The organism is Xenorhabdus vietnamensis (genome assembly GCF_002127535.1).
Taxonomy (GTDB): domain Bacteria; phylum Pseudomonadota; class Gammaproteobacteria; order Enterobacterales; family Enterobacteriaceae; genus Xenorhabdus; species Xenorhabdus vietnamensis.
Genome location: NZ_MUBJ01000001.1, coordinates 261,897 through 284,959 on the forward strand (window position 1 = coordinate 261,897; position 23,063 = coordinate 284,959).

The 23,063-nt window shown below is 41.1% G+C and carries 19 protein-coding genes; 13 read left to right on the plus strand and 6 right to left on the minus strand.

Going from position 1 to position 23,063, the window contains the following annotated elements:
* Positions 1-27 precede the first annotated feature (27 nt).
* The 3 genes from acrR (at position 28) to mscK (ending at position 4,620) form a co-directional block, all read left to right on the plus strand.
* The gene (gene acrR, locus Xvie_RS01135) at positions 28-678 is read left to right on the plus strand and encodes a multidrug efflux transporter transcriptional repressor AcrR (protein ID WP_139838784.1); all 651 of its coding nucleotides are present in this window, start codon (positions 28-30) and stop codon (positions 676-678) included.
* Positions 679-695: 17 nt separating this feature from the next.
* Positions 696-1,049, plus strand: coding sequence for a DsrE/DsrF/TusD sulfur relay family protein (locus Xvie_RS01140; RefSeq protein ID WP_086107572.1), 354 nt, complete (start codon positions 696-698; stop codon positions 1,047-1,049).
* Between the two features lie 172 nt (positions 1,050-1,221).
* On the plus strand, positions 1,222-4,620 hold the full coding sequence (gene mscK / locus Xvie_RS01145; protein WP_244175399.1) for a mechanosensitive channel MscK: 3,399 nt from the start codon (positions 1,222-1,224) through the stop codon (positions 4,618-4,620).
* Positions 4,621-4,681: 61 nt separating this feature from the next.
* On the opposite strand, the gene rsmS is transcribed toward mscK, so the two are convergent.
* Positions 4,682-4,846 (minus strand): pleiotropic regulatory protein RsmS, encoded by a 165-nt coding sequence (gene rsmS, locus Xvie_RS01150; RefSeq protein WP_086107574.1) that lies wholly within the window; start codon positions 4,844-4,846, stop codon positions 4,682-4,684.
* Between the two features lie 21 nt (positions 4,847-4,867).
* Positions 4,868-5,410 (minus strand): primosomal replication protein PriC, encoded by a 543-nt coding sequence (gene priC, locus Xvie_RS01155; RefSeq protein WP_086107731.1) that lies wholly within the window; start codon positions 5,408-5,410, stop codon positions 4,868-4,870.
* 207 nt (positions 5,411-5,617) lie between these two features.
* Between priC and apt the strand changes: the two genes are divergently transcribed.
* The 9 genes from apt to Xvie_RS01200 all read left to right on the plus strand — a co-directional run bounded on the left by apt (position 5,618) and on the right by Xvie_RS01200 (position 16,155).
* The gene (gene apt, locus Xvie_RS01160) at positions 5,618-6,169 is read left to right on the plus strand and encodes an adenine phosphoribosyltransferase (RefSeq protein WP_086107575.1); all 552 of its coding nucleotides are present in this window, start codon (positions 5,618-5,620) and stop codon (positions 6,167-6,169) included.
* Between the two features lie 97 nt (positions 6,170-6,266).
* On the plus strand, positions 6,267-8,231 hold the full coding sequence (dnaX, locus tag Xvie_RS01165; protein WP_086107576.1) for a DNA polymerase III subunit gamma/tau: 1,965 nt from the start codon (positions 6,267-6,269) through the stop codon (positions 8,229-8,231).
* Positions 8,232-8,281: 50 nt separating this feature from the next.
* Positions 8,282-8,611 carry a YbaB/EbfC family nucleoid-associated protein gene (locus tag Xvie_RS01170; protein WP_086107577.1) on the plus strand — a complete coding sequence of 110 codons (330 nt, stop codon included), beginning with the start codon at positions 8,282-8,284 and terminating at the stop codon, positions 8,609-8,611.
* Positions 8,611-9,219 (plus strand): recombination mediator RecR, encoded by a 609-nt coding sequence (recR, locus tag Xvie_RS01175; RefSeq protein WP_086107578.1) that lies wholly within the window; start codon positions 8,611-8,613, stop codon positions 9,217-9,219. The genes Xvie_RS01170 and recR overlap by 1 nt, the downstream gene beginning before the upstream one ends.
* A gap of 202 nt (positions 9,220-9,421) precedes the next feature.
* Positions 9,422-11,311, plus strand: coding sequence for a molecular chaperone HtpG (htpG, locus tag Xvie_RS01180; RefSeq protein WP_167376220.1), 1,890 nt, complete (start codon positions 9,422-9,424; stop codon positions 11,309-11,311).
* 173 nt (positions 11,312-11,484) lie between these two features.
* On the plus strand, positions 11,485-12,132 hold the full coding sequence (adk, locus tag Xvie_RS01185) for an adenylate kinase (protein WP_086107580.1): 648 nt from the start codon (positions 11,485-11,487) through the stop codon (positions 12,130-12,132).
* A gap of 242 nt (positions 12,133-12,374) precedes the next feature.
* Positions 12,375-13,367: a ferrochelatase gene (gene hemH, locus Xvie_RS01190; RefSeq protein WP_086107581.1), complete on the plus strand. Its 993-nt coding sequence runs from the start codon at positions 12,375-12,377 to the stop codon at positions 13,365-13,367.
* A gap of 181 nt (positions 13,368-13,548) precedes the next feature.
* Positions 13,549-14,652 carry an LPS O-antigen length regulator Wzz(fepE) gene (gene wzz(fepE), locus Xvie_RS01195; protein ID WP_086107582.1) on the plus strand — a complete coding sequence of 368 codons (1,104 nt, stop codon included), beginning with the start codon at positions 13,549-13,551 and terminating at the stop codon, positions 14,650-14,652.
* Positions 14,653-14,844: 192 nt separating this feature from the next.
* Positions 14,845-16,155, plus strand: a complete 1,311-nt coding sequence (locus tag Xvie_RS01200) for an inosine/guanosine kinase (protein WP_086107583.1) — start codon at positions 14,845-14,847, stop codon at positions 16,153-16,155.
* Between the two features lie 105 nt (positions 16,156-16,260).
* Here the strand turns inward: Xvie_RS01200 and ybaL are convergent, their stop codons facing one another.
* Both ybaL and Xvie_RS01210 read right to left on the minus strand, forming a co-directional pair.
* Positions 16,261-17,973 carry a YbaL family putative K(+) efflux transporter gene (ybaL, locus tag Xvie_RS01205; RefSeq protein ID WP_086107584.1) on the minus strand — a complete coding sequence of 571 codons (1,713 nt, stop codon included), beginning with the start codon at positions 17,971-17,973 and terminating at the stop codon, positions 16,261-16,263.
* 215 nt (positions 17,974-18,188) lie between these two features.
* On the minus strand, positions 18,189-19,430 hold the full coding sequence (locus Xvie_RS01210) for an MFS transporter (protein WP_086107585.1): 1,242 nt from the start codon (positions 19,428-19,430) through the stop codon (positions 18,189-18,191).
* 268 nt (positions 19,431-19,698) lie between these two features.
* Between Xvie_RS01210 and ushA the strand changes: the two genes are divergently transcribed.
* Entirely contained in the window at positions 19,699-21,360 is a 1,662-nt protein-coding gene (ushA, locus tag Xvie_RS01215; RefSeq protein WP_086107586.1) for a bifunctional UDP-sugar hydrolase/5'-nucleotidase UshA, read from the plus strand.
* 288 nt (positions 21,361-21,648) lie between these two features.
* On the opposite strand, the gene ybaK is transcribed toward ushA, so the two are convergent.
* Both ybaK and Xvie_RS01225 read right to left on the minus strand, forming a co-directional pair.
* Positions 21,649-22,125: a Cys-tRNA(Pro)/Cys-tRNA(Cys) deacylase YbaK gene (ybaK, locus tag Xvie_RS01220; protein ID WP_086107587.1), complete on the minus strand. Its 477-nt coding sequence runs from the start codon at positions 22,123-22,125 to the stop codon at positions 21,649-21,651.
* A gap of 81 nt (positions 22,126-22,206) precedes the next feature.
* Entirely contained in the window at positions 22,207-23,019 is an 813-nt protein-coding gene (locus tag Xvie_RS01225) for a TraB/GumN family protein (RefSeq protein WP_086107588.1), read from the minus strand.
* Positions 23,020-23,063 lie beyond the last annotated feature (44 nt).

The window sequence follows — 23,063 nt, forward strand, 5'->3', positions numbered from 1 at the left end:
GTCAAAAACAAAGTTTATGGCACGAAAATGGCACGAAAAACTAAACAGCAAGCAAACCAAACTCGTCAGCAAATCATAGAAGCTGCAATAAAGGCTTTTTCTGAGCGCGGTGTTTCTGCTACCTCACTGTCTGATATTGCAACTTCCGCAGGTGTAACACGCGGAGCAATTTACTGGCATTTTAAAAATAAAACAGATCTACTTTCTGTTGTTTGCAGAATGCCAGAGCATAAAATAGACGAGCTAGAGAAAGAGTATCAATCAAAATATCCGGATAATCCACTTATTGCGTTGAGATCTTTATTGATTTCTATGTTACGGATGATGATTGATGATCCTCAATCCCGCCAATTGATAGAAATTTTTTTCCATAAATGTGAATTCATTGGGGAAATGTCTTCATTAGTGGAGGAGATTAGGGAGATATGTATTTCTAATTACAAGAAGGTTGAAAAAATATTGGCTGACTGCATTCAATCAGGAGAATTGCCTTATAACCTTGACCTTGAGCGTTCTGCCGTTATGTTGAGAGCATTGATGACTGGATTACTTGAAAACTGGTCATTCTCACCAGACAGTTTTAATATTCAAGAACAGTCTGCTCATTTGGTGGATGGCGTCATAGATGCACTGAAATACAGCCGCCATTTGCGGAACAACAAAGAAAATGAGTCTTGAATACAGAGGCAAATATCATGGAATCCATTCTAATTATTGCTAATGGAGCGGCGTATGGTAATGAATCTCTTTTTAATGCGTTGAGATTATCCATTGCTCTTAAAGAGCAGGAGCCTCGCAGCGAACTGAAATTGTTCTTAATGTCTGATGCTGTGGTTGCTGGTTTAGCCGGGCAAATTCCTAAAGAAGGTTATAATTTAAAACAGATGTTAGAAATTTTGACGGCACAAGATGTCGACGTTAAATTGTGTAAAACTTGTACTGACGCTCGGGGGATTAGTGAACTGGCGTTGGTTGATGGTGTGGAAATCGGCACGTTGAGTGAATTAGCGCAGTGGACATTATCTGCATCTAAGGTGTTATCATTTTAAAAGCAGTATTTCAGTAACATTGATTTATCAGGAAGTTCAAACTGTATCTCCTGATATTCAGCGCTATCATTCCATTATCTGCAAATAATGAGTAGATGAGTTCATGGTTTCAGTTAACCGATACTTGGGTGTTTTACTCAATAAGGGGAATTTGTGTACCAGATTCTCCTCAATGCTATTCTTTCACTTTATTTTTTTCCGTGTTGTTTTGATAACAAGTTTATTTTTTCTCCTGTCGCCTTTCTTCTTTTTTGCAAATGCTGCCTTCAGTAGCGATATGCCAACCCGTAATAATATTCAAAATCAGCTTAAAATCCTGATAGAGCGTAAGGAACATACAGTTGAAGAAAAGGTATCAATAGCTAATTTGGAAAAAACGCTTTCTTTTTTTGACAAAATAGATCAACTGAAGCTGGATTCCGATCTACTTAAAAAGAATGTACAAAATGTGCCGCAAAAATCGCATCAGATTATGATTGAATTGGAGAAACTGAAAAATAATGACTTGCAGAATGAGTATAAACAGTCATTGGAAGCATTATCTCTGAAACAGCTCGAATCGAAGTTGAATAACACATGGAATAACTTGCAGCGGGCACAGGAAAATCTTGCCAGCTACAATAGTCAGTTGATTAGGCTGCAAACACAGCCTGAGCGCGTGCAAAATGTGCTATTCCGTAACGTACAGAGATTGCAGCAGATTCGCAATCAACTGAATAGTACGTTAACCGATCAGTCAGAATCGAATCGTACTCAAATAGAGTTGTTTTTGGTGGAGCGGTTTTTTTTGACGCAGCAAAATGAGTATCAAAGAGAATCTCTACAAGCAAATACTCAGTTACAATCACTGCTACAGCGACAGCGGGATTATACGATTCTTCAAATTGAGCAATTAGAGCGTTATGTTCAGTTTATTCAAAATGTGATGAGTGGAAAGCGATTGCTCCTTTCTGAAAAAACCGCGAAAGAAGCAGAAACTAAGGATGGCAAAAATTTATATATTCAGGATAACTCATTAGTTCAGGAAGAAATTGAAAATAATCGTGAATTGAGTGAAAGGTTAATTGACGCAACGCGCGATAATAACTTTCTGGCACAGAAAAGCATCCATATTCAAAAGGTTCTGGAGCAAACAATTCAATCTGAACGTAATCTCAAAGAGCAAGTTCAGGTTTTACGCGGCAGTTTATTGTTATCACGCATCCTGTTTCAGAAGCAATTAAAAATACCACAAAATGTTCTGACGAAAGATTTACCAACGAAAATAGCAGATTTGCGCCTAGAACAATTCGAAATTAACCAAGAGCGGGATCAGATTTGTCAAGGGAATGACTATGTCAATAAGCTATTGAATAATGAGCATAACAACATAAGAAATGAATCTGGGGAAATGGCGGATGAAATCCATAAGGCTATCAACCAGATTCTGGAAGTTCGTTGTGATCTTTTGGAGCAACTTAATAATCAGTTAGGAAACCAGATTACTCATGCCATCAACTTGCAAATGGATCAGCGGCAGTTACTGGATGTCTCTGAATCGCTGGAGCAAACTCTTGTCCAGCAAATCTTTTGGGTTAACAGTAACAAACCAATAAATGGGGCGTGGTTAAAAGCTTTACCTGAGCTTATTCAAGGAGAGTTGAGTCACTTGGATATTCAGTTGACTCTTAATGGTCTGATTATGGGGCTGAAAAACTCCATCCATTTTGTCATTCCTCTTTTTTTGGTAGGCTTGTTTTTGCGTTGGCAGACCAAAGGCATTAACGAGCAGTTGAAAAAAATTGCAAGTGAAGTGGGGCAGTTCCGTCGTGACAGTCAACTGCACACTCCATTGGCATTGATACTGACATTAATGAAGACATTACCACTTGCTTTTATTGTATTGGCGATAGGCTATTGGTATTCGAAATCAGGTGATGGTTTTGGCGATTTGATTTGGGGATTCTCTTGTCAATTGGCGTTTTTTTGGGTTATGTATAGTTGTAGTCACCAAATTCTTTCGAAAGGGGGAATTGGGGAACAGCATTTTTCACTGGACAGTGCGGTTTGTACCTTATTCCGCAAAAACCTTGCCCGATTGTCGATTGTATTGTTACCTATTTTGTTCTGGGTAACATTAGGTGCTAAACATCCTTTGCGATTGTCTGATGATGTGATTGGTCAATGTACTGTATTGATCTGTCTATTTTTTATCTTTCTGTTTGTTTTCCCATTCTGTCGCTATGTATGGCGTGAAAAAAGCTCGCACATGATCCGTACCATCGTCGTAACGGCATTGACTTTTGCACCATTGGTTCTGATGGTTTTGATGGTATCTGGTTATTTTTATACAACTTTGCGTCTGGCAGAGCGCTGGCTCTATAGCTTGTATTTGCTGTTTCTCTGGCATATCAGTTATCAGGCATGTTTACGAGGATTAGGAATTGCGGCGCGTCGTATTGCCTATCGACGTGCTATTGCCCGGCGTCAATCCCTGATGAAAGAAGGCACTGAAGGTGAAGTAGTGGAAGAACCGCCAATGGACTTGGATCGCATCAATCAGCAATCATTGCGTTTAACTGCCATGGTGCTGTTTTTAATCTTTTTAGGTGCATTTTATTGGATTTGGTCTGATCTGGTGACAGTATTTTCCTACCTTGACGGAATCAATCTGTGGCAATACAGCACGACAACAGAACTGGGCAATGTTCTGAATCACGTGACTTTGAAAGATTTGGTACTTTCTATGGCAATGTTGGTCATTTCATGGGTCATGATGAGAAACCTGCCGGGGCTACTGGAAGTATTAGTGCTATCCCGTTTGCAGTTACAACAAGGTTCTTCGTATGCCATTAAAACAACACTGACTTACTTGATCATAGGAGTTGGAGGAATTACTGCGTTGGGGACATTGGGCGTTTCGTGGAATAAATTACAGTGGTTGGCAGCGGCACTTTCGGTCGGTTTAGGTTTTGGTTTACAGGAAATTTTTGCCAACTTTGTTTCGGGTTTGATCATTTTGTTTGAACGTCCTGTTCGTATTGGAGATACAGTAACGATAGGAACTTATTCTGGTTCAGTCAGTAAAATACGCATTCGTGCGACAACGATTACAGACTTTGACCGTAAAGAAGTGATTATCCCCAACCGTGCATTTGTGACAGAGCGTCTAATTAACTGGACACTTTCTGATACTATTACGCGGATTATCATTAAGGTTGGTGTCGCATATGGCTCGGATCTGGATAAAGTCAAAGAAGTCTTATTAAAGGCGGCAAGTGATAATTCCCGTGTGATGAGTGAGCCAGGGCCACAAGTCTACTTTATGAGTTTTGGTGCCAGTACACTGGATCATGAATTGAGGCTTTATGTCCGAGAATTGGGTGATCGTAGCCGTACTATAGATGAAGTTAACCGCAGTATTGATAAATTATGTCGGGAAAATGACATCAACATAGCATTTAACCAGCTGGAAGTTTATTTGCACAATGGTCAGGGTGATAGTTTACAAGAAGTACAGAATCCCTTAAATGGTGGTAACAACCGCTCTGATGGAAAATTTTCTTCTGATGACAAACCATTTTTGCCTTAACCCATTTTCTCCGCTGTTTTTTGTTTAGACACGTAATCTGGGGAGTCAGCGTTGACCCTGCTTATTCCCCAGATTGCTGATCTTGTTTTTCCAATTTTCTTTGAAGATCATGTTTGACTATATCTAATGCTGCCAATGCGATAGCAGGGGAAATTTCGTTACATTCAAGCAGATAAATAAGGTCTACGGCGAGTTGCACTTCTGGTGGCTCTTGTTCCAGAGTCATAGTTGGTTATTCCTTTTGTGATTAATCTGAGTTTTCTTGCTTTTCTATCGATTTCTCGATCCGCATTAATGCCTGACGACAGCGAGCGAGCCTGCCTGCTAAAGCTGCAATTTCCCTTTGTAGTTTATGCTGGTTGGTAAGTGCAATTTGTCTGCTTAACTGTAATTCCCGGTCATCGATCATTGCTATTAATCGACGTTCATAATCCTGATGTTCTGCCAGACGTTGGTAAAGATCCCGTTCTTGTGAACGGTGCTCAAATTTATCTTCTTGTTTTCTCAGCGCTTGAGTGGATATTTCGCGTTTAAGTGCCTCAATTTGTATTACCAAGCGCTCGGCAAGGAATTTAACTTGCTCAATACGATAATCGCTTACACAGATTTTCAATTGCTCCATATTTTGTCTGATTTCTTGCATATATCCACTTAGTTTATTGCTGTTATGGTGGAATAGTGCTTGATCAAAACGGGCAGTGGAGAAAGGGATATCAGACAGTAAAGCGAGATCTTTTTCCAGAATACTGATTTGTTTTTCAAGTGCACTTAATAAATTTTGTATGCCCATCAGCATCTCGTTATCATTAATAATCTATTCGTTAAAGCCCATTTTAATTGGCTTAGCATATTCGGTTGTAATAACGCCTATTGTGGTAAGTCTGAAGCTTGACTTAAGTCAATAAAATATAAGCAGCAACTTGTCTTGCAGTTGCTTTTTTTCGGTAGTTTGAATAGATTTTACCGTTTTCTTTTTATAATCTGGCTGGCATCAATTATGACCGCTAACGCACAAAAACTGCAATTAATTAAAGATAGTATCGAAACAATCCCTGATTATCCAAAGGCGGGAATACTTTTTCGTGACATTACCACATTGCTTGATAATCCGGCAGCCTACCAAGCTACAATAGATCTATTGGCGGCTCATTATCAGGATAAGGGCATCACGAAAATTGTTGGTACTGAAGCACGTGGTTTTTTATTCGGAGCTCCTGTTGCACTGTGTCTGGGGGTTGGTTTCGTTCCTGTTCGCAAAAAAGGTAAATTACCGCGTGAGACGCTGAGTGAAACTTACGATCTGGAATATGGTACAGATACTCTGGAAATTCATAAAAGCAGCATTAACGAAGAAGATAAAGTTCTGGTTATTGATGATCTGCTTGCAACGGGTGGCACCATTGATGCTACGGTACGCTTGATTCGTCGCTTGGGTGGTCAGGTTTCCGAAGCTGCATTTATCATTGGATTGCCAGATTTAGGCGGCGCTGAACGCTTGAAAAAACAAGGTGTTGATTGTTACACGATCGTTGAATTTCCCGGCCACTGATTATTCTGTTTTTTGCATTATTGATACTTCAGCCTCGCCGTTAATGGTGAGGCTGTGCTAGCATGATAGATAGTCATGTTCAATTTCCTCGGTATTCATGAGCTATCAGGTACTTGCCCGTAAGTGGCGCCCACAAATATTTTCTGATGTGATTGGTCAGCAACATGTGTTGACTGCGTTGTCAAATGGCCTCGCACACCAACGCCTCCATCACGCTTATCTTTTTTCCGGCACTCGTGGTGTGGGGAAAACTACTATTGCACGTCTGTTGGCAAAAGGACTGAATTGCGAAATAGGTATAACAAAGGCTCCATGTGGTCAGTGTGCGAACTGTCTTGAAATTGAGCAGGGGCGGTTTGTTGATCTGATTGAAATCGACGCTGCTTCCCGTACAAAGGTAGAAGATACCCGCGAATTATTGGACAACGTTCAATATGCACCCGCGCGGGGTCGTTTCAAGGTTTATCTTATTGATGAAGTTCACATGCTTTCTCGCCATAGTTTCAATGCATTATTGAAGACATTGGAAGAGCCACCAGAGCATGTGAAATTTCTTCTGGCAACGACAGATCCACAGAAACTGCCAGTGACTATTCTTTCACGCTGTTTGCAATTCCACTTGAAAACACTTGATGTGAACCAAATCAGTAGTCAATTGGAGCATATCCTTAATGCAGAGCAAATAGAGAGCGATGTTCGTGCTCGTCAACTTCTTGCCCGTGCTGCTGATGGCAGCATGCGTGATGCCTTGAGTTTAACGGATCAGGCGATTGCTCTTGGTGGAGGAACGCTGTCATCAGATATTGTTAGCCAGATGTTGGGAACTCTGGATGATGATCAACCCTTGGCGATGATTGAAGCGTTGGTGCGCGCAGATGGTCAACAAATGATGGCTTTGGTGGAACAAGTGGCCTCTCGCGGTATGGATTGGGAAAATCTGCTGGTTGAAACATTATCGCTGTTGCATCGCATTGCCATGCTCCAGCTATTGCCTCAGCAACCTGAAAGCGAATCTTCTTCAACAGAAGGACGGTTGCGCTTGCTGGCAAGATCAATTTCTCCGACTGATTTGCAGCTTTACTATCAAGCGTTGTTGATGGGGCGTAAGGAGCTTCCTTATGCACCAGAACGACGGATGGGCGTTGAAATGGCGTTATTGAGAGCCTTGGCCTTCCATCCCAAAACTGTCATTGAGGAAACACCACCACTACCTGCTGTGGAAAATTTTGTAGCGACAATTGAAGTAGCGCCTGTAGCACAACCTTCGGCTCAGTTTTCCTCAAATAATGGGGAAAAAGAACACCTTGAGCAAAGAATGCCTCAACCAATAGGCAATGAATCCACGGACAGCAGCCCAACAGCGAAGCTATTGCAAGCGAGAAATTCGTTGACTCGCCAAGGAAATACTCCACCAAAAAAGCCTGAGCCGGCAGAGTCTGCGAAGGCGAAGCCGACAAGTTCGGCGCTAGAGCGGCTGGTGGCGGTGGCAGAGCAACGGCCTCAATCTTATATCCCTAAAACACGGGAACCTAAACCAGTAAAGAAAGAAGCTTATCGCTGGCGGGCAACGAATGCCGGAGAGGAAAAACCGCGCTCGACTGCAACACCAAAAGCGATCAAAGCGGCGCTGGAGCATGAGAAGACAACAGAATTGGTAGAAAAGTTGGCTATTGAATCGAAACAAAGGGATTCATGGGCTGCGGAAATTGATAAACTGCATATACCAAAATTGGTTCAACAGGTAGCACTGAATGCGTTTAAAGAACAGATTGGTGAAAATCGTCTTTGTCTGCATTTGCGTTCACAGCAACGTCATCTTAATTCGGTATCAGCTCAGAAAGCATTGGCCGAAGCATTAAGTGAGTTGCACGGAAAACCTATTGAACTCGATATCATTGAAGATGATAATCCTGCGGTAAAAACGCCTCTGGAGTGGCGACAAGCCATTTATGAAGAAAAATTGGCACAAGCGCGTCAATCCATTATTTCGGATAGAACAATTCAAACACTTCAGCAGCTATTTGATGCAGAATTGGATGAAGAAAGTATCCGGCCTGTTTAACTGTCACAGAGTATTTTTATGCTGTGGCTATAGCGAATAGAGAGAGAATTATGTTTGGTAAAGGTGGTTTGGGCAATTTGATGAAACAGGCCCAGCAGATGCAAGAAAAAATGCAGAAAATGCAGGAAGAAATTGCAAGTCTGGAAGTGACAGGCGAATCCGGTGCGGGACTGGTAAAAATCACTATTAATGGTGCTCATAACTGCCGCCGTGTTGAAATCGATCCAAGTTTGATGGACGATGACAAAGATATGCTGGAAGATCTGATCGCAGCGGCATTCAATGATGCAGCTCGCCGCATTGAAGAAACCCAGAAAGAAAAAATGGCCAATGTTTCCAGCGGAATGCAATTACCGCCTGGATTTAAGATGCCATTCTAATGCAAACCAGTCCTCTTCTTGAATCTCTGATGGAAGCCTTGCGCTGCTTGCCCGGCGTAGGCCCCAAATCTGCGCAGCGGATGGCATTTCATCTTTTGCAGAGAGAGCGCAGTGGTGGAATGCGATTGGCACAGGCACTAACGCGAGCCATGTCTGAGATTGGTCACTGCCAGGGTTGTCGGACATTCACGGAACAGGAACAGTGCACGATTTGTGCTAATCCCCGTCGTAAGCAGAATGGCCAGCTCTGTGTAGTGGAAAGCCCTGCGGATATTCATGCCATCGAACAAACAGGTCAGTTTGCAGGGCGCTATTTTGTCCTGATGGGGCATTTATCGCCTCTGGATGGTATTGGGCCAATGGATATTGGTTTGGATCGTTTAGAAGAGCGTTTATCTTCTGAAACTTTGTCAGAAATCATTTTGGCAACCAACCCAACTGTTGAAGGAGAGGCAACAGCAAATTATATTGCAGAAATGTGCTCTCAATATGGTGTGACAGCTAGCCGAATTGCTCATGGTGTCCCTGTGGGTGGTGAGCTTGAAATGGTGGATGGAACAACGTTGTCTCATTCATTGGCTGGCCGTCAAAAAATCACTAATTTGTGATGTATCTCCCAAATTCAGATGAGTAATTCCAATGGATGGTGCTGATTATGCCGCCATCCATAGCTGATTTACCCGCTTATCAAACTAATTTTACATTCTTCTTGTTGTCTTAACTTGAAACTTCCCATATCTATCCCCATTTGATTACCATCGTCCGATTTTACATATCTGAACTGGATTTAGATTGAGGTAATAAATGAGCATGAAAGGTCAGGAAACCCGTGGATTTCAGTCTGAAGTCAAACAACTGTTGCAGTTGATGATCCATTCTCTCTATTCCAACAAAGAAATTTTTCTCCGTGAATTGATTTCAAACGCATCTGATGCTGCTGACAAATTGCGTTTCCGTGCATTGTCCGCGCCTGAACTGTATGAAAATGATGGTGAATTGCGAGTTCGTTTGGCTGTTGATAACGAACAGAAAACCATCACTATCAGCGATAATGGTATCGGCATGTCCCGTGATGAAGTGATTGATAATCTGGGAACGATTGCAAAATCTGGTACTAAAGCATTTCTTGAATCCATTGGTTCTGATCAGGCAAAAGACAGCCAATTGATTGGTCAATTTGGTGTCGGCTTCTACTCCGCATTTATCGTTGCAGATAAAGTTACTGTACGTACTCGTGCAGCAGGGACACCAGTTGAGCAAGGTGTATTCTGGGAATCAACAGGAGAAGGTGATTACACCGTTGCTGATATTGAAAAATCAGAGCGTGGCACAGAAATCACCCTGCATCTGCGTGATGAGGAAAGTGAATTTCTCAATGACTGGCGTCTGCGTTCTATCATCGGTAAATATTCTGATCACATTGCTTTGCCGGTTGAAATTGAAACCCAGACTAAAAACGAAGAAGACGACTCGGTTACTGTCACATGGGAAAAAATTAACAAGGCCCAAGCCTTGTGGACTCGTGGTAAATCTGAAATCAGCGATGAAGAGTATCAAGAGTTTTATAAACATATCTCCCATGATTTTACAGACTCTTTGATTTGGAGTCATAACCGTGTTGAAGGTAAGCAAGAGTACACTAGCCTGCTGTATATTCCTTCTCAGGCACCATGGGATATGTGGAACCGTGAACATAAACATGGACTGAAACTGTATGTACAGCGTGTATTCATCATGGATGAAGCTGAGCAGTTCATGCCAAATTATCTGCGTTTTGTTCGTGGCCTGATTGATTCCAACGACCTGCCATTGAATGTTTCTCGTGAAATTTTGCAAGACAGCACAATCACACGTAACCTGCGCAGTGCGCTGACTAAACGTGTATTGCAAATGCTGGATAAACTGGCAAAAGACGATGCAGAAAAATATCAGACCTTCTGGCAGCAGTTCGGCTTGGTGATGAAAGAAGGGCCTGCCGAAGACGGCACAAACAAAGAAAGCATTGCTAAATTACTGCGTTTTGCTACGACTCATAATGATGACTCCGCTCAAACGGTTTCTCTGGAAGATTACGTTGGTCGCATGGCAGAAGGGCAGGAGAAGATTTATTTCATCACAGCGGATAGTTATGCTGCGGCGAAGAATAGTCCACACCTGGAGCTGTTCCGTAAGAAAGGCATTGAGGTTCTGTTGCTGTCCGACCGTATTGACGAATGGATGATGAGCTATTTAACAGAATTTGATGGCAAATCACTCCAATCTGTCAGCAAGGCTGATGAATCCCTCGATAAACTGGCGGATGAAAATAAAGCTGAGCAGGAAGAAGCAGACAAAAAACTAGAGCCATTTGTTGAGCGTGTGAAAAGTTTGCTGGGTGAGCGAGTGAAAGAAGTTAAGCTAACTCATCGTCTGACAGATACTCCGGCCATCGTAACAACCGATGCCAATGCAATGAGTACTCAAATGGCGAAGTTGTTTGCGGCGGCAGGTCAGTCTGCACCAGAAGTAAGCTATAACTTTGAGCTGAATCCTGAACACGTTCTGGTTAAAAAATCAGCTAGCATTGAAGATGATGCTGAATTCGCTGATTGGGTAGAATTATTGCTGGATCAAGCATTGTTTGCTGAACGCGGCACATTGGATGATCCAAACCAATTTATTCGTCGAATGAATCAATTACTATTAACTGAAAAAGCTTAAGCTTATTGAAATAATAGTAAAAAACCACGCTTCAACGAAAAATGGAGCGTGGTTTATTTTTTGGGATTAATGCGAAAACGTTTACCTGTTTTCTTGAGCCACCCCCTATTCAAATGGTATGGTGGTACGTTTTCTTTAAAATACGAAAAGCAAATAGCAAGGGGATTTACGCAATGCGTATTATTCTGCTGGGCGCACCAGGCGCCGGTAAGGGGACTCAGGCACAATTTATCATGGAGAAATATGGGATCCCCCAAATTTCGACTGGTGACATGCTGCGTGCCGCAGTAAAAGCTGGCACCGAATTGGGTTTGCAAGCAAAAGAGTTGATGGATAATGGCCTGTTGGTGACTGATGAGTTGGTCATTGCTTTGGTTAAAGAGCGCATCAAACAAGATGATTGTCACAATGGCTTCTTGTTGGATGGGTTCCCACGTACTATTCCTCAGGCTGATGCCATGAAGGAAGCGGGTATAAAAGTCGACTATGTTCTGGAATTTGATGTTCCTGATGAAATCATCGTTGAACGTATTATTGGTCGTCGTGTGCATGCGTCATCCGGTCGGGTTTATCACATCAAGTTCAATCCACCGAAAGTGGAAAACAAAGATGATGTGACTGGCGAAGAGCTGACTATCCGTAAAGATGATCAGGAAGATACGGTTCGTAAACGTCTGGTCGAATACCACTCACAAACCGCTCCTTTAGTTTCTTACTACCAGAAAGAAGCGCAGGCTGGTAACTCAAAATACTTCAAACTTGATGGTACTCGTCAAGTAGCGGAAGTTAGTGCAGAACTGGCTAACATTCTGGGCGAATGATTTCGTGCATCCTTGAATGATTATCTCCGAATAATTTCAGGTTTTTATCTGAAAAATAAAGGGGATACATCTAAAATTGTTAGAAACAGGCGGTCTTTTACCGCCTGACTTTTTTGTCGTTTGCAGTGTTGTTTTTGTTGTTTGCATATACTGTATGAGAAGTTCACTCCATGAAATGTTACATGTGACTATCATTCATGTTTTATACTAGATTGTCAGTCATTTTAATGGAGCTCTGAGGAATGAGTAGCAAGAAGTATGGTGTTCTATTGGTGAACCTTGGTACACCTGATGCACCAACACCAGCAGCAATAAGATGTTATCTGGCAAAGTTTCTGAGTGACAGAAGAGTCGTTGATATCCCTCCATTTATTTGGAAACCTATATTGAATGGTTTTATTCTTCCTTTCCGTTCTTCTCGTGTTGCTAAGCTTTACCAAGAAATTTGGATGGAAGAAGGGTCTCCTTTATTAGTTTATAGCCTCCGTCAACAGAAGTTGCTGAAAGAAAAGTTATTAGGCGAACCGCTGGGCGAAAAGTTAGCGAATATTCCAGTTGCTTTGGGGATGACTTATGGTTTTCCCTCACTGCCTCAGGCTGTCGATGGTTTGCTGCAACAGGGCATTGATGATCTCATTATATTGCCACTTTATCCTCAATACTCCAGTACAACTTCGGCCGCGGTTTTTGACAGCATCAGTAAAATATTGCGAGGATATCGGACAATTCCTACCCTACATTTTGTCCGCAGTTATGCTACACATCCTGCCTATATTGCAGCATTAAAAGAAACTATCGAGCAGAGCTTTGAAAAACATGGTCAACCTGATCGTTTAATTATTTCCTATCATGGTATTCCTGAACGTCTGGCAAAGATGGGGGATATTTATCCACAAGATTGTAAAGCGACGACTGAGTTGTTGAGCCAGGTAATTGATTATCCAAAAGATAAAATTATGATGACATATCAGTCGCGTTTTGGTCGCTTACCGTGGTTATCTCCTTATACAGATAAAACAATGGCATCGTTACCAAGCCAGGGAGTGGGGCATGTTCAAGTAGTGTGTCCGGGGTTTGCGTCAGATTGCTTGGAAACACTGGAAGAAATTAAGCAACAGAATAAAATTATCTTTTTAGGTGCTGGTGGGAAAAAGTTTGAATATATCTCTGCACTTAATGATAATGAAGCCCACATTTCGTTGCTTGCACAACTGGTAACCAATGTCATGAAATAACATGTAGCTGCTTGTTATGGACAATATCACATACAGTGAATGGCAGATATTGATAGTCGTATGATTTTTGAGGGCATGGTTTTTAAGGATAAGGGTTCTTAAACCAGGTGAGTGCGGTAAGCGGGAGACAGAGCTTGCGTATTAATAAAAATCAAAATTATTTGGATTGGACATATAGATAATGAGTAATAAACCTATTAAGCACCCTGATTTTTACGAAGAGCATTCAAATTATTATCATCCAGCGCAGGAAGATGAAATTGATTTGTTTGAACTATTCTCTGTGCTCTTCCAATCAAAATATTTGATCATTGCAGTTTCTTTCGTTTTTGCAATTATTGGCTTCGGTATCGCATCATTTTTACCCCAAAAATGGACCAGTACAGCTGCCGTGGTGCAACCAGGGTTGGAAGAGTTTCAGCCATTAAAAAAAGTGTTAACAGATTTGCAGGTTTTGAATTTTGAGCCAAAATTGACCGAAGAGTCGTTGTATAAACGGTTTATCGAAAACTATAATTCACGTGTATTGCGTGAAGAATATTTGGTTAGTACAGATTACTTTAAGGCCTTGCCAGCTAAGCATCATGAGGAGTCTGGCTTAGAGCAAAGAAAATTGATCGAACAAATAGTCAATAAAAATATTTCCGTATCTTTACCTAAGAAAGATGATGATATTGATGAAGCGATTCTCTCTTCCAGTGCTGATAATGCAAAAGATGCTTACAATCTATTAAACGGTTATATCAAATTTGTCTCTTCAGTGGTTCGGGATCAAGTGAAAGATGAGCTGAATGATATGGTTCATCAGAAATTGGCGTACTCGAAAAAGCTTTATGCTCTCGATTTGTCTCGTGCCGACAATTTGCGCAATGTGGATATTGAACGATTGAAGTATGCTATTTCTATTGCTAATTCTGCCGGTGTCAAAAAACCTGTATCGAATGGTGGAGCTATGATCAAGGATGATCCGGATTATTCGATCGCATTGGGTTCTGATGCATTGCAACGTAAGTTACAGATTACTGAAGAAATCACTGATCCAGCTAAAATTGATGCAGATATGCGTAACCGTCAGTTATATATCAAAAGTCTGGAAAAAGTGAATATTGATAAGGTCGATTTCGTGCCATTCAAGTATATGCAGGAACCTTACGAACCAACTTCAAAGGATTCACCCAAGCGTTTGCTGATTTTGATTGGGGCTGGTTTTATCGGATTTATTTTATCCATCATGTATGTTCTGTTGAGCCACATGGTAAGTAGTCGCCGGAAACAAGAGGCTTAATATTATTTAAAGCCAATGAAATAATTCGTTATAAATGATAATGTTCTGATAGCTTACGTTTCTACAGCCAATGTTTTAATAGCATTGGCTGTCTTCATTTTTGTCGCTTGGTTTTTTATTTCTCTCCGGTATTGTGACACATTGTATTGTGCTAAAATGCTGCATATTTTAGCTCTATAACAGCAATTCATTATGAAATTCCCTGGTAAACGTAAATCTAAACACTATTTTCCTGTCAGTTTAAAAGATCCTCTGCTCCAGCCTATCAAAGAGATGATGGATACCGAAAATAACAGAGCCTACATTGTCGGTATTGACCAGACATTGGTTGATATCGAAGCCAAAGTTGATGAGGATTTCATCCAGCGTTATAACCTGAGCCAGGGACACTCTTTAGTTATTGAAGATGATGTAGCTGAGGCACTTTATAAGGAACTGACAGACAAAAACCTCATCAGTCACGAATTTGCGGGGGGCACTATTGGTAACACCTTGCACAATTATTCTGTTCTGGCTGATGATAAATCCGTATTGCTTGGCACCATGTGCAATAACATCCAAATAGGAAGTTATGCGTATTGCTATCTTTGCAATACATCCAGCCGTATGGATTTAAATCACCTTCAGGGCGTTGATGGTCCAATAGGTCGCTGTTTTACCTTAGTGACGGAAAATGGTGAAAGAACGTTTGCTATCAGCCCGGGTTTAATGAACCAGCTTTGCCCAGAACGTATTCCTGAACATATTATTGCGGAAGCTTCAGCTTTGGTAATCACCGCTTATCTTGTGCGTTGTAAATCGGGTGAACCAATGCCGGAAGCGACGATGAAAGCTATTGAGTATGCGAAGAAGCATAATGTACCTGTTGTATTGACGTTAGGAACAAAATACGTCATTGCTGATGATCCACAATGGTGGCGTGATTTTCTGGCTGAAAATGTTTCTGTTGTTGCAATGAATGAAGATGAAGCTTATGAACTGACAGGTTTCAGTGATCCTTTGTTAGCGGCTGACAAGGCGCTAAATTGGGTGGATTTGGTGTTGTGTACCGCAGGGCCAGCTGGATTGTACATGGCGGGTTATACTGAGGAGGAATACAAGCGCCAAACGTCTCACCCTTTGTTGCCTGGCGCGATTGCAGAATTTAACTGTTATGAATTCAGCCGCGCAATGCGTAAAGTTGATTGTCAGAATCCGATGCGGGTCTATTCCCATATTGAGCCTTATATGGGAGGACCTGAAAAAATTATGAATACCAATGGTGCTGGGGATGGCGCATTATCTGCATTACTGCATGATATCACTGCGAATAGCTATCACCGCATGAATGTGCCGAATTCCAGCAAACATATGCGTTCTTATTTAACCTATTCTTCTCTGGCTCAGGTATGCAAGTACGCAAACAGAGTAAGTTATCAGGTATTGAGCCAGCATTCCCCACGCCTGACCAGAGGGTTGCCGGAGAAAGAAGATAGTCTGGAAGAGTCTTACTGGGAGCGTTGATTCTGGTAGCCTGAAGTGATAGCAATCTGAAATATTGTCTTAACTGTTTTTTATTTGATTTACAGGAATATCCCCATAACTTGGGGGTATTCCTTAGTTTGTAAGTTATATTGATGTTGGAACTGTTGGTGAAGGTAATGATGGCGGTTCTATCGGGCAACCTTCCTCATATTCAGGCAGTGCATCGGCCATTGCTCGTGCTATCTCATGTTCACCAATGACGATATGGTTAGTGCCGCGCTCTTTAATGTAGGCGACTTCATCATCATAATGGGCTCGAACAATGATATCGATATCTGGCCTGATTTCTCTGGCATTCGCAACAATTTCACCAGCTTCGTAACCGTTGGGTATTGTCAGGAATAATGTACAAGCACAATCGAGCCGTGCTAGAGCCATGATTTCTTTATTGACGGCGTTACCCATTACTGCACTGATACCCATTTCGCCCAATTCTTCAAATCGGGTACGTGTATCTTCAATGGCCACAATTGGGAAGTTTCTTTCTTGTAAATGTTGGCAAAGTTGGCGGCCCACTCGACCGTAACCCACCACGATAGCATGACCACAAATATTGACAGGGATTTGAGTTTCTTCTTCCAGTGTTTCTTCGAGTAACTGTTCTTCAATGGTTTCTGTTTTTTCTAAATAGCGATCCAATAAGCTGAATAGAATAGGATTAAACATGATTGAAATGATGGCGCTAGCCAATACAAGATTACGGGCTTCTCCATTCAAGAACCCTAGTGTGACACCGAGTCCCGCGAGAATGAAGGCAAACTCACCAATTTGGGCAAGGCTGACAGAGATGGTTAAAGCGGTACGGCGTGAATGCCCAAACATTTTGACCAGTATCATGGCAGCTAAAGACTTGCCAATGATAATAATGGCAAGGGTTCCTAGAATAGCAAGAGGTTGATGAATTAGAACTCTGGGATCAAATAGCATTCCAACAGAAACAAAGAAAAGAACCGCAAAAGCATCTCTTAACGGTAAAGTATCTTGAGCTGCCCGATGGCTTAATTCAGACTCATTCAATACCATGCCCGCGAAGAATGCCCCGAGAGCAAATGAAGCATCAAACAGTGTCACAGCACCATAAGCAACACCTAATGCAATGGCAAGTACAGCTAGCGTGAATAGTTCACGGGAGCCTGTTGCTGCTGTTTTTGCCAGTAACCAAGGAATGACACGTCGCCCGACAAAAATCATCAATAAAATAAAAGCAATAACTTTTCCAATTGTGACAGATAACTTTAATAGTAATTGACCAAAGTTTGCATTCTGGTTGTCCAGAATCCCCGCCACTGCTGGGAGTAACACCAACGCCAGTACCATTGCCAGATCTTCAACAATTAACCAACCAATGGCAATTTGCCCTCTTTGGCTATCGATGAGTTGTCGTTCTTCTAATGACCTGAGTAATACCACTGTGCTGGCGGTGGACAGACAAAGACCAAAAACAATGCCGCTCAATAATTCCCAGCCAAGTAGTGCCGATAAACCTACACCCAATAAAGTTGCGACTGCAATTTGAGCGATCGCACCAGGAATGGCAATGGATTTGACGGCTAACAAATCTTTAAGTGAAAAATGCAGACCGACACCAAACATCAATAAAATCACGCCAATCTCTGAAAGTTGTGGAGCCAAAGATGTATCGGCAGTGAAACCTGGTGTAAAGGGACCCGCTAATACACCTGCTAAAAGGTATCCTACTAGAGGTGAGATTTTCAGGCGCTGTGCAAGCATGCCAAGCAGATAGGCGAGAACAAAGCCGCCAACAATGGTCGTGATAAGAGATGTCGAATGCTCCATCAAGGCTCCTTTTGGGTAGCGAATGTAATAAATTATATAGTTATGTGAGGTAATAATATATTTTATAAGTAATCAACGATAAGACAGCTAAAAAACATCTTGATCGATGAAAGTGGGAATGATCTGCATAAATGGTATTTTAATGTAATTTTATGTAGATATTGCCATTATTTACGCTTGTTTACAAAATATATATGGTGTAAAAGATGTGATTATTATACATTGATTTTATTATTTTTTTTGTTTTTATTTTCTATATTTGGCAGTAATAGAGTGAAAATTCCAAGAAGTGGTAAAAAAGCACAGATTTTATAAACCCATTCTATACTGGCCTTATCTGCGACATAGCCAAGCACAGCAGCCCCAATTCCCCCCATACCAAAGGCCAGACCAAAGAATAAACCTGCGATCATGCCTGTTTTACCGGGAATGAGTTCCTGAGCATAAACTAAAATAGCAGAAAATGCGGATGCCAATATTATGCCAATAATAACCGTGAGTATGCTTGTCCAAAATAAGGATGCATAAGGTAGCATCAGAGTGAAAGGTGCAACGCCAAGAATTGAGCCCCAAATGACATATTTCCGACCTATCTTATCCCCAATAGGCCCGCCAATCAGAGTACCTGCCGCTACAGAAAACAAAAAGACAAATAAGTGGATTTGGGCGTTTTGCACTGACACGCTAAATTTTTGTATCAAGTAAAAGGTGTAGTAGCTACTGAGACTGGTTAGATAAAAGTATTTGGAGAAAACCAGTAATAAAAGTATAGCAAAAGAATTTATGACGGTTTTTCTGGGTAAGCTTGGCAGAGAAGCAGCTCGAGAAGGCAAGGTGATTTTGGCTTGATGTTGAATCTTGTACCACTGGCTGACTTGCAAAAGGATTACGATAGCCAATAATGCTGCCAGAGAAAACCAACCGACATTTCCTTTGCCATAAGGAGCAATGAAAATAGCTGCCAGTAATGGCCCCAGTGAACTTCCTAAATTTCCCCCTACTTGAAATAATGATTGCGCCAATCCATGGCGTCCACCTGAAGCCATGCGTGCGACTCGTGACGATTCTGGATGAAAAACAGATGAACCGGTACCCACTAGTGCCGCAGCTATCAATATAATTGAAAAGCTTTCAGCATAAGCGAGCAGAAGTAAACCAGACAAGGTAAATCCCATACCGATAGGCAATGAATAGGGCTGCGGATATTTATCTGTATACCAACCGATAATGGGTTGCAACAGAGATGCTGTTATCTGATAAGTCAGAGTTATCATGCCAATCTGAATGAAACTGAGAGTAAATTCAGATTGCAGAAGTGGGTAAATCGCGAGAATCAATGATTGAATCATATCATTCAGCATGTGGGATAAGCTGATGGCACCAAGGATTGAAAAAACTGTCCGCTGTGTTTTTGTTGATGATTCTGGCAAAGGAACCATTTTACTTTTTTCACTCATATTTATTCGCTTATCAATATTGTTTACAGGGGAAAATTTAGTAGATTCGTTGAATTTTTACACCATAATACATCTTAGATAGCTGACAAAAATTTTACTTATACCGATATAATTTGAGTGCTATCTCAAAAAGGTGAAAGAAGGCATTATTTAGTGACAAAATTATGCAACCCTGAACAGAAACATGTGGCATTGCGCTGTATGCCATTCTTCACACCCTATTTGGGGACCATAACCAATAGAATTTTAAATAACATGGAGATACCCCATGAAATTATCGTTTAAGGCGTCAATATGTGCTCTTGCTGTTTCTCTGTCATTGGCACCGTTAATTGCAAACGCTTGGGAAAAAGATAAAACTTATGACATTACAGTCTTGCATACGAACGATCATCATGGTCACTTCTGGAATAATGATTATGGTGAGTATGGTTTGGCAGCCCAAAAAACGGTAGTAGACTCCATTAGGCAGGAGGTTGCTAAGAAAGGTGGCAGTGTATTGTTATTGTCTGGTGGTGACATTAACACAGGTGTACCGGAATCAGATATGCAAGATGCTGAGCCAGATTTTAAGGGCATGAATCTTGTGGGGTATGATGCAATGGCATTAGGGAATCATGAATTTGATAAGCCATTGCATGTATTGTATCAGCAACAAAAATGGGCAAATTTCCCATTCTTATCTGCCAATATTTATCAAACCAGTACAGGTAAGCGTTTATTTAAGCCGTATGTCATGTTTGATAAGCAAGGGGTGAAAATTGCAGTTCTTGGGCTGACAACTGATGATACAGCGAAAGTAGGTAATCCGGCTAATTTTCCGGATGTTGAATTCCGCGTCCCTGCTGAAGAAGCCAAAAAAGTGATTGAAGAGCTGAAAAAGAATGAAAAGCCGGATGTGATTATTGCGGCAACTCATATGGGGCACTATAACGATGGCCATCATGGCACTAATGCCGCGGGAGATGTTGAAATGGCGCGCAGTTTACCTGCGGGTTATTTGGATATGATTGTGGGCGGCCACTCACAAGATCCGGTATGTATGTCGGCAGAGAATAAAAACTATAAACAAGTGGATTATGTTCCGGGTACGCCTTGTTCCCCGGATCGCCAAAATGGCACTTGGATTGTTCAAGCCCACGAATGGGGAAAATATGTCGGCCGTGCTGATTTTCAATTCCGTAATGGTGAATTCAAGCTGGTTCATTATCAATTGATTCCCATCAACTTAAAGAAAAAAGTGACGAAAGAAGATGGCAGCACGGAACGTGTTTACTATACGCATGAAATTCAGCAAAATCCTGAGGTGCTTAAAGTATTGACACCTTATCAGGACAAGGGCAGTCAGAAACTTAGTGTGAAAGTAGGTTTTGTAGATAACAAACTGGAAGGTGATCGCAGTAAAGTACGTTTCGTTCAAACAAATATGGCCCATCTTGTATTGGCTGCCCAAATGGAACGAACAAATGCTGACTTTGCAGTGATGAGTGGTGGTGGAATTCGTGATTCAATTGAACCAGGGAATATTACTTACAAAGATGTCCTGAAAGTTCATCCATTCGCTAACCAACTGGTTTATGTGGACTTCAAAGGTAGCGAAGTTTTGCCATATTTGACAGCCGTTGCAAATATGGAAAAAGATTCTGGCGCTTATGGACAGTTCTATAATGTTAGTTTCGTTAAGGATGGTAAGAATATCAGTGATGTAAAAATTGGCGGAAAACCATTAGATCCAAATAAAACTTATCGCATGGCGACTTTGAATTTCAATGCGATTGGAGGAGATGGTTATCCGCGGGTTGATAATTTGCCTGGTTACGTTAATACAGGTTTCGTTGATGCTGAGGTATTGAAAGGGTATATTGAAAAACATTCTCCATTGAAAACCTCTGATTATGAACCGAAAGGTGAAATTTCACATAAGCAATAACAACTAGTTAATAGGGTGACTGTTAGTTACCCGCATAAAAAGACCATCTTATTTTCAGATGGTCTTTTGCTTATTATCTGTAAGGGTTGTTATATAATCTAAATCGGGATGGTTGAAGCTGAATAATAATTTAATTATTAAATAAGTTAATTGAAATGGTAATTAGTACTTTTATCGCTGTGATAAAAGTATATCGGTATTATTATTTATCACAAAGTTCTGCTTTCAAGAAAACAGAACCGGCTCGAAAAAATTCAGAGCAAGTTGCAATTCATTTTCAAATTATTTTTAAATTTTGGCAATATCAGCAAACGAACAATTAAGTAATTGGCATAAATCTATGGGAGATAATTCAATATCCAATCCACGTTTGCCACCAGAAATAAATAGAGCTGGCAAGGTTCGAGCCTGGCTATCAATAATGGTAGGCAGCCGTTTTTTCTGTCCCAATGGACTAATGCCTCCGACTAAATAACCAGTTACCTTTTGTGCCAGTTGGGGATCGGCCATATCTGCTTTTTTGGCTTTAAAAACTTTGGCTACTTTTTTCAAATCGAGTTGCCCAGAAACAGGTGTCACGGCGACAGCAAGATTTTTAGGATCACCGTTCAATGAAACCAATAGCGTCTTAAAAACCTGCCTGGCATCTAAACCAAGCTTTTTAACTACTTCATCACCAAAATTATGTTCATTAACATCATGAGCGTAAGGGTGGAGTTTGAAATTGATTTTTCGTTTTTCCAGCAGAATAATGGCGGGAGTCATATTTTTTCCTGTAACTGTCTATTTGTAAGTATTTATTTATCTGTAATGGTTTGTTTTCAAAATGAAAAAATTGAAGTGTTGTTATTCCTGTGGTTTTACCAACATCTGCCCCAAATTGTATTCTCCATGAAGATGCAATGCGCCTACAGCCACCAAATATTTTCCTGCTGGTAAGTTATGTAATTGTTCACTCCATTGACGGTTTCTTTCAGTCATTAAGGTTTGATAAATCTCGTCGCAGAACGTCATTGGTAGTATTTGATTTTGTTTTTCAGGTTTGTAATTCATCCACCAGCTAATCATAGTCTGTAGCGCGTGGGCATTGGTGTGCCAATGGATGATTGTATCTTCCAACAAAGAAAGCCCTCCATTTGGCAGATTGATCAGAAGGTTAATTTGTGCATCGGTTCCTTCCAACTCGATGATGGGTTTATTGATGATTTTTGCACTATTCAATAATTGGCAATCAATACCATATTGAGGGCGCAATCCCAAATATTGAGCTTGAGCAGCTTGTAATATCAATGCAACTTGCCACGATGGCAATGGATTCAGCTGTGTGACAGGGTGTTGGATCTCTCGGCAATAACGCTGTAAACAGCCAAAATGTTCGGGGGATAAACGTTGTGACAGCTCAATTTGTTCTGGAAACGTTTCCTTGAACGGGACATCGGCCTGAGTGATATCTGCTTCGACAATAAGAGCGTCCACTTGCCCCAGTTGTTCCAACAATATTTCAGAAAGTGGGTACATGTTTTTTGTACCCATATGAATACTGCCAACAATGTGCAATTGTTTGTTTTTATTTAAAGTGATGTCGAAAGCGGGATAGGGATAATGCTGTTGAGAATTGAGTCCCAATATTTTACTGAAATATGTCATTAATTTTCCCATACCGCATACTCCAATAGTTGGCATTGAACGGTATGCTAACCCGT

Excerpts from the sequence above, each read along its gene's own strand:
- acrR (WP_139838784.1), top strand. The coding sequence starts at position 28 with ATGGCACGAAAAACTAAACAGCAAGCAAACCAAACTCGTCAGCAAATC.
- Xvie_RS01140 (WP_086107572.1), top strand. The coding sequence starts at position 696 with ATGGAATCCATTCTAATTATTGCTAATGGAGCGGCGTATGGTAATGAA.
- mscK (WP_244175399.1), top strand. The coding sequence starts at position 1,222 with ATGCTATTCTTTCACTTTATTTTTTTCCGTGTTGTTTTGATAACAAGT.
- rsmS (WP_086107574.1), bottom strand. The coding sequence starts at position 4,846 with ATGACTCTGGAACAAGAGCCACCAGAAGTGCAACTCGCCGTAGACCTT.
- priC (WP_086107731.1), bottom strand. The coding sequence starts at position 5,410 with ATGGGCATACAAAATTTATTAAGTGCACTTGAAAAACAAATCAGTATT.
- apt (WP_086107575.1), top strand. The coding sequence starts at position 5,618 with ATGACCGCTAACGCACAAAAACTGCAATTAATTAAAGATAGTATCGAA.
- dnaX (WP_086107576.1), top strand. The coding sequence starts at position 6,267 with ATGAGCTATCAGGTACTTGCCCGTAAGTGGCGCCCACAAATATTTTCT.
- Xvie_RS01170 (WP_086107577.1), top strand. The coding sequence starts at position 8,282 with ATGTTTGGTAAAGGTGGTTTGGGCAATTTGATGAAACAGGCCCAGCAG.
- recR (WP_086107578.1), top strand. The coding sequence starts at position 8,611 with ATGCAAACCAGTCCTCTTCTTGAATCTCTGATGGAAGCCTTGCGCTGC.
- htpG (WP_167376220.1), top strand. The coding sequence starts at position 9,422 with ATGAAAGGTCAGGAAACCCGTGGATTTCAGTCTGAAGTCAAACAACTG.
- adk (WP_086107580.1), top strand. The coding sequence starts at position 11,485 with ATGCGTATTATTCTGCTGGGCGCACCAGGCGCCGGTAAGGGGACTCAG.
- hemH (WP_086107581.1), top strand. The coding sequence starts at position 12,375 with ATGAGTAGCAAGAAGTATGGTGTTCTATTGGTGAACCTTGGTACACCT.
- Xvie_RS01200 (WP_086107583.1), top strand. The coding sequence starts at position 14,845 with ATGAAATTCCCTGGTAAACGTAAATCTAAACACTATTTTCCTGTCAGT.
- ybaL (WP_086107584.1), bottom strand. The coding sequence starts at position 17,973 with ATGGAGCATTCGACATCTCTTATCACGACCATTGTTGGCGGCTTTGTT.
- Xvie_RS01210 (WP_086107585.1), bottom strand. The coding sequence starts at position 19,430 with ATGAGTGAAAAAAGTAAAATGGTTCCTTTGCCAGAATCATCAACAAAA.
- ushA (WP_086107586.1), top strand. The coding sequence starts at position 19,699 with ATGAAATTATCGTTTAAGGCGTCAATATGTGCTCTTGCTGTTTCTCTG.
- ybaK (WP_086107587.1), bottom strand. The coding sequence starts at position 22,125 with ATGACTCCCGCCATTATTCTGCTGGAAAAACGAAAAATCAATTTCAAA.
- Xvie_RS01225 (WP_086107588.1), bottom strand. The coding sequence starts at position 23,019 with ATGGGAAAATTAATGACATATTTCAGTAAAATATTGGGACTCAATTCT.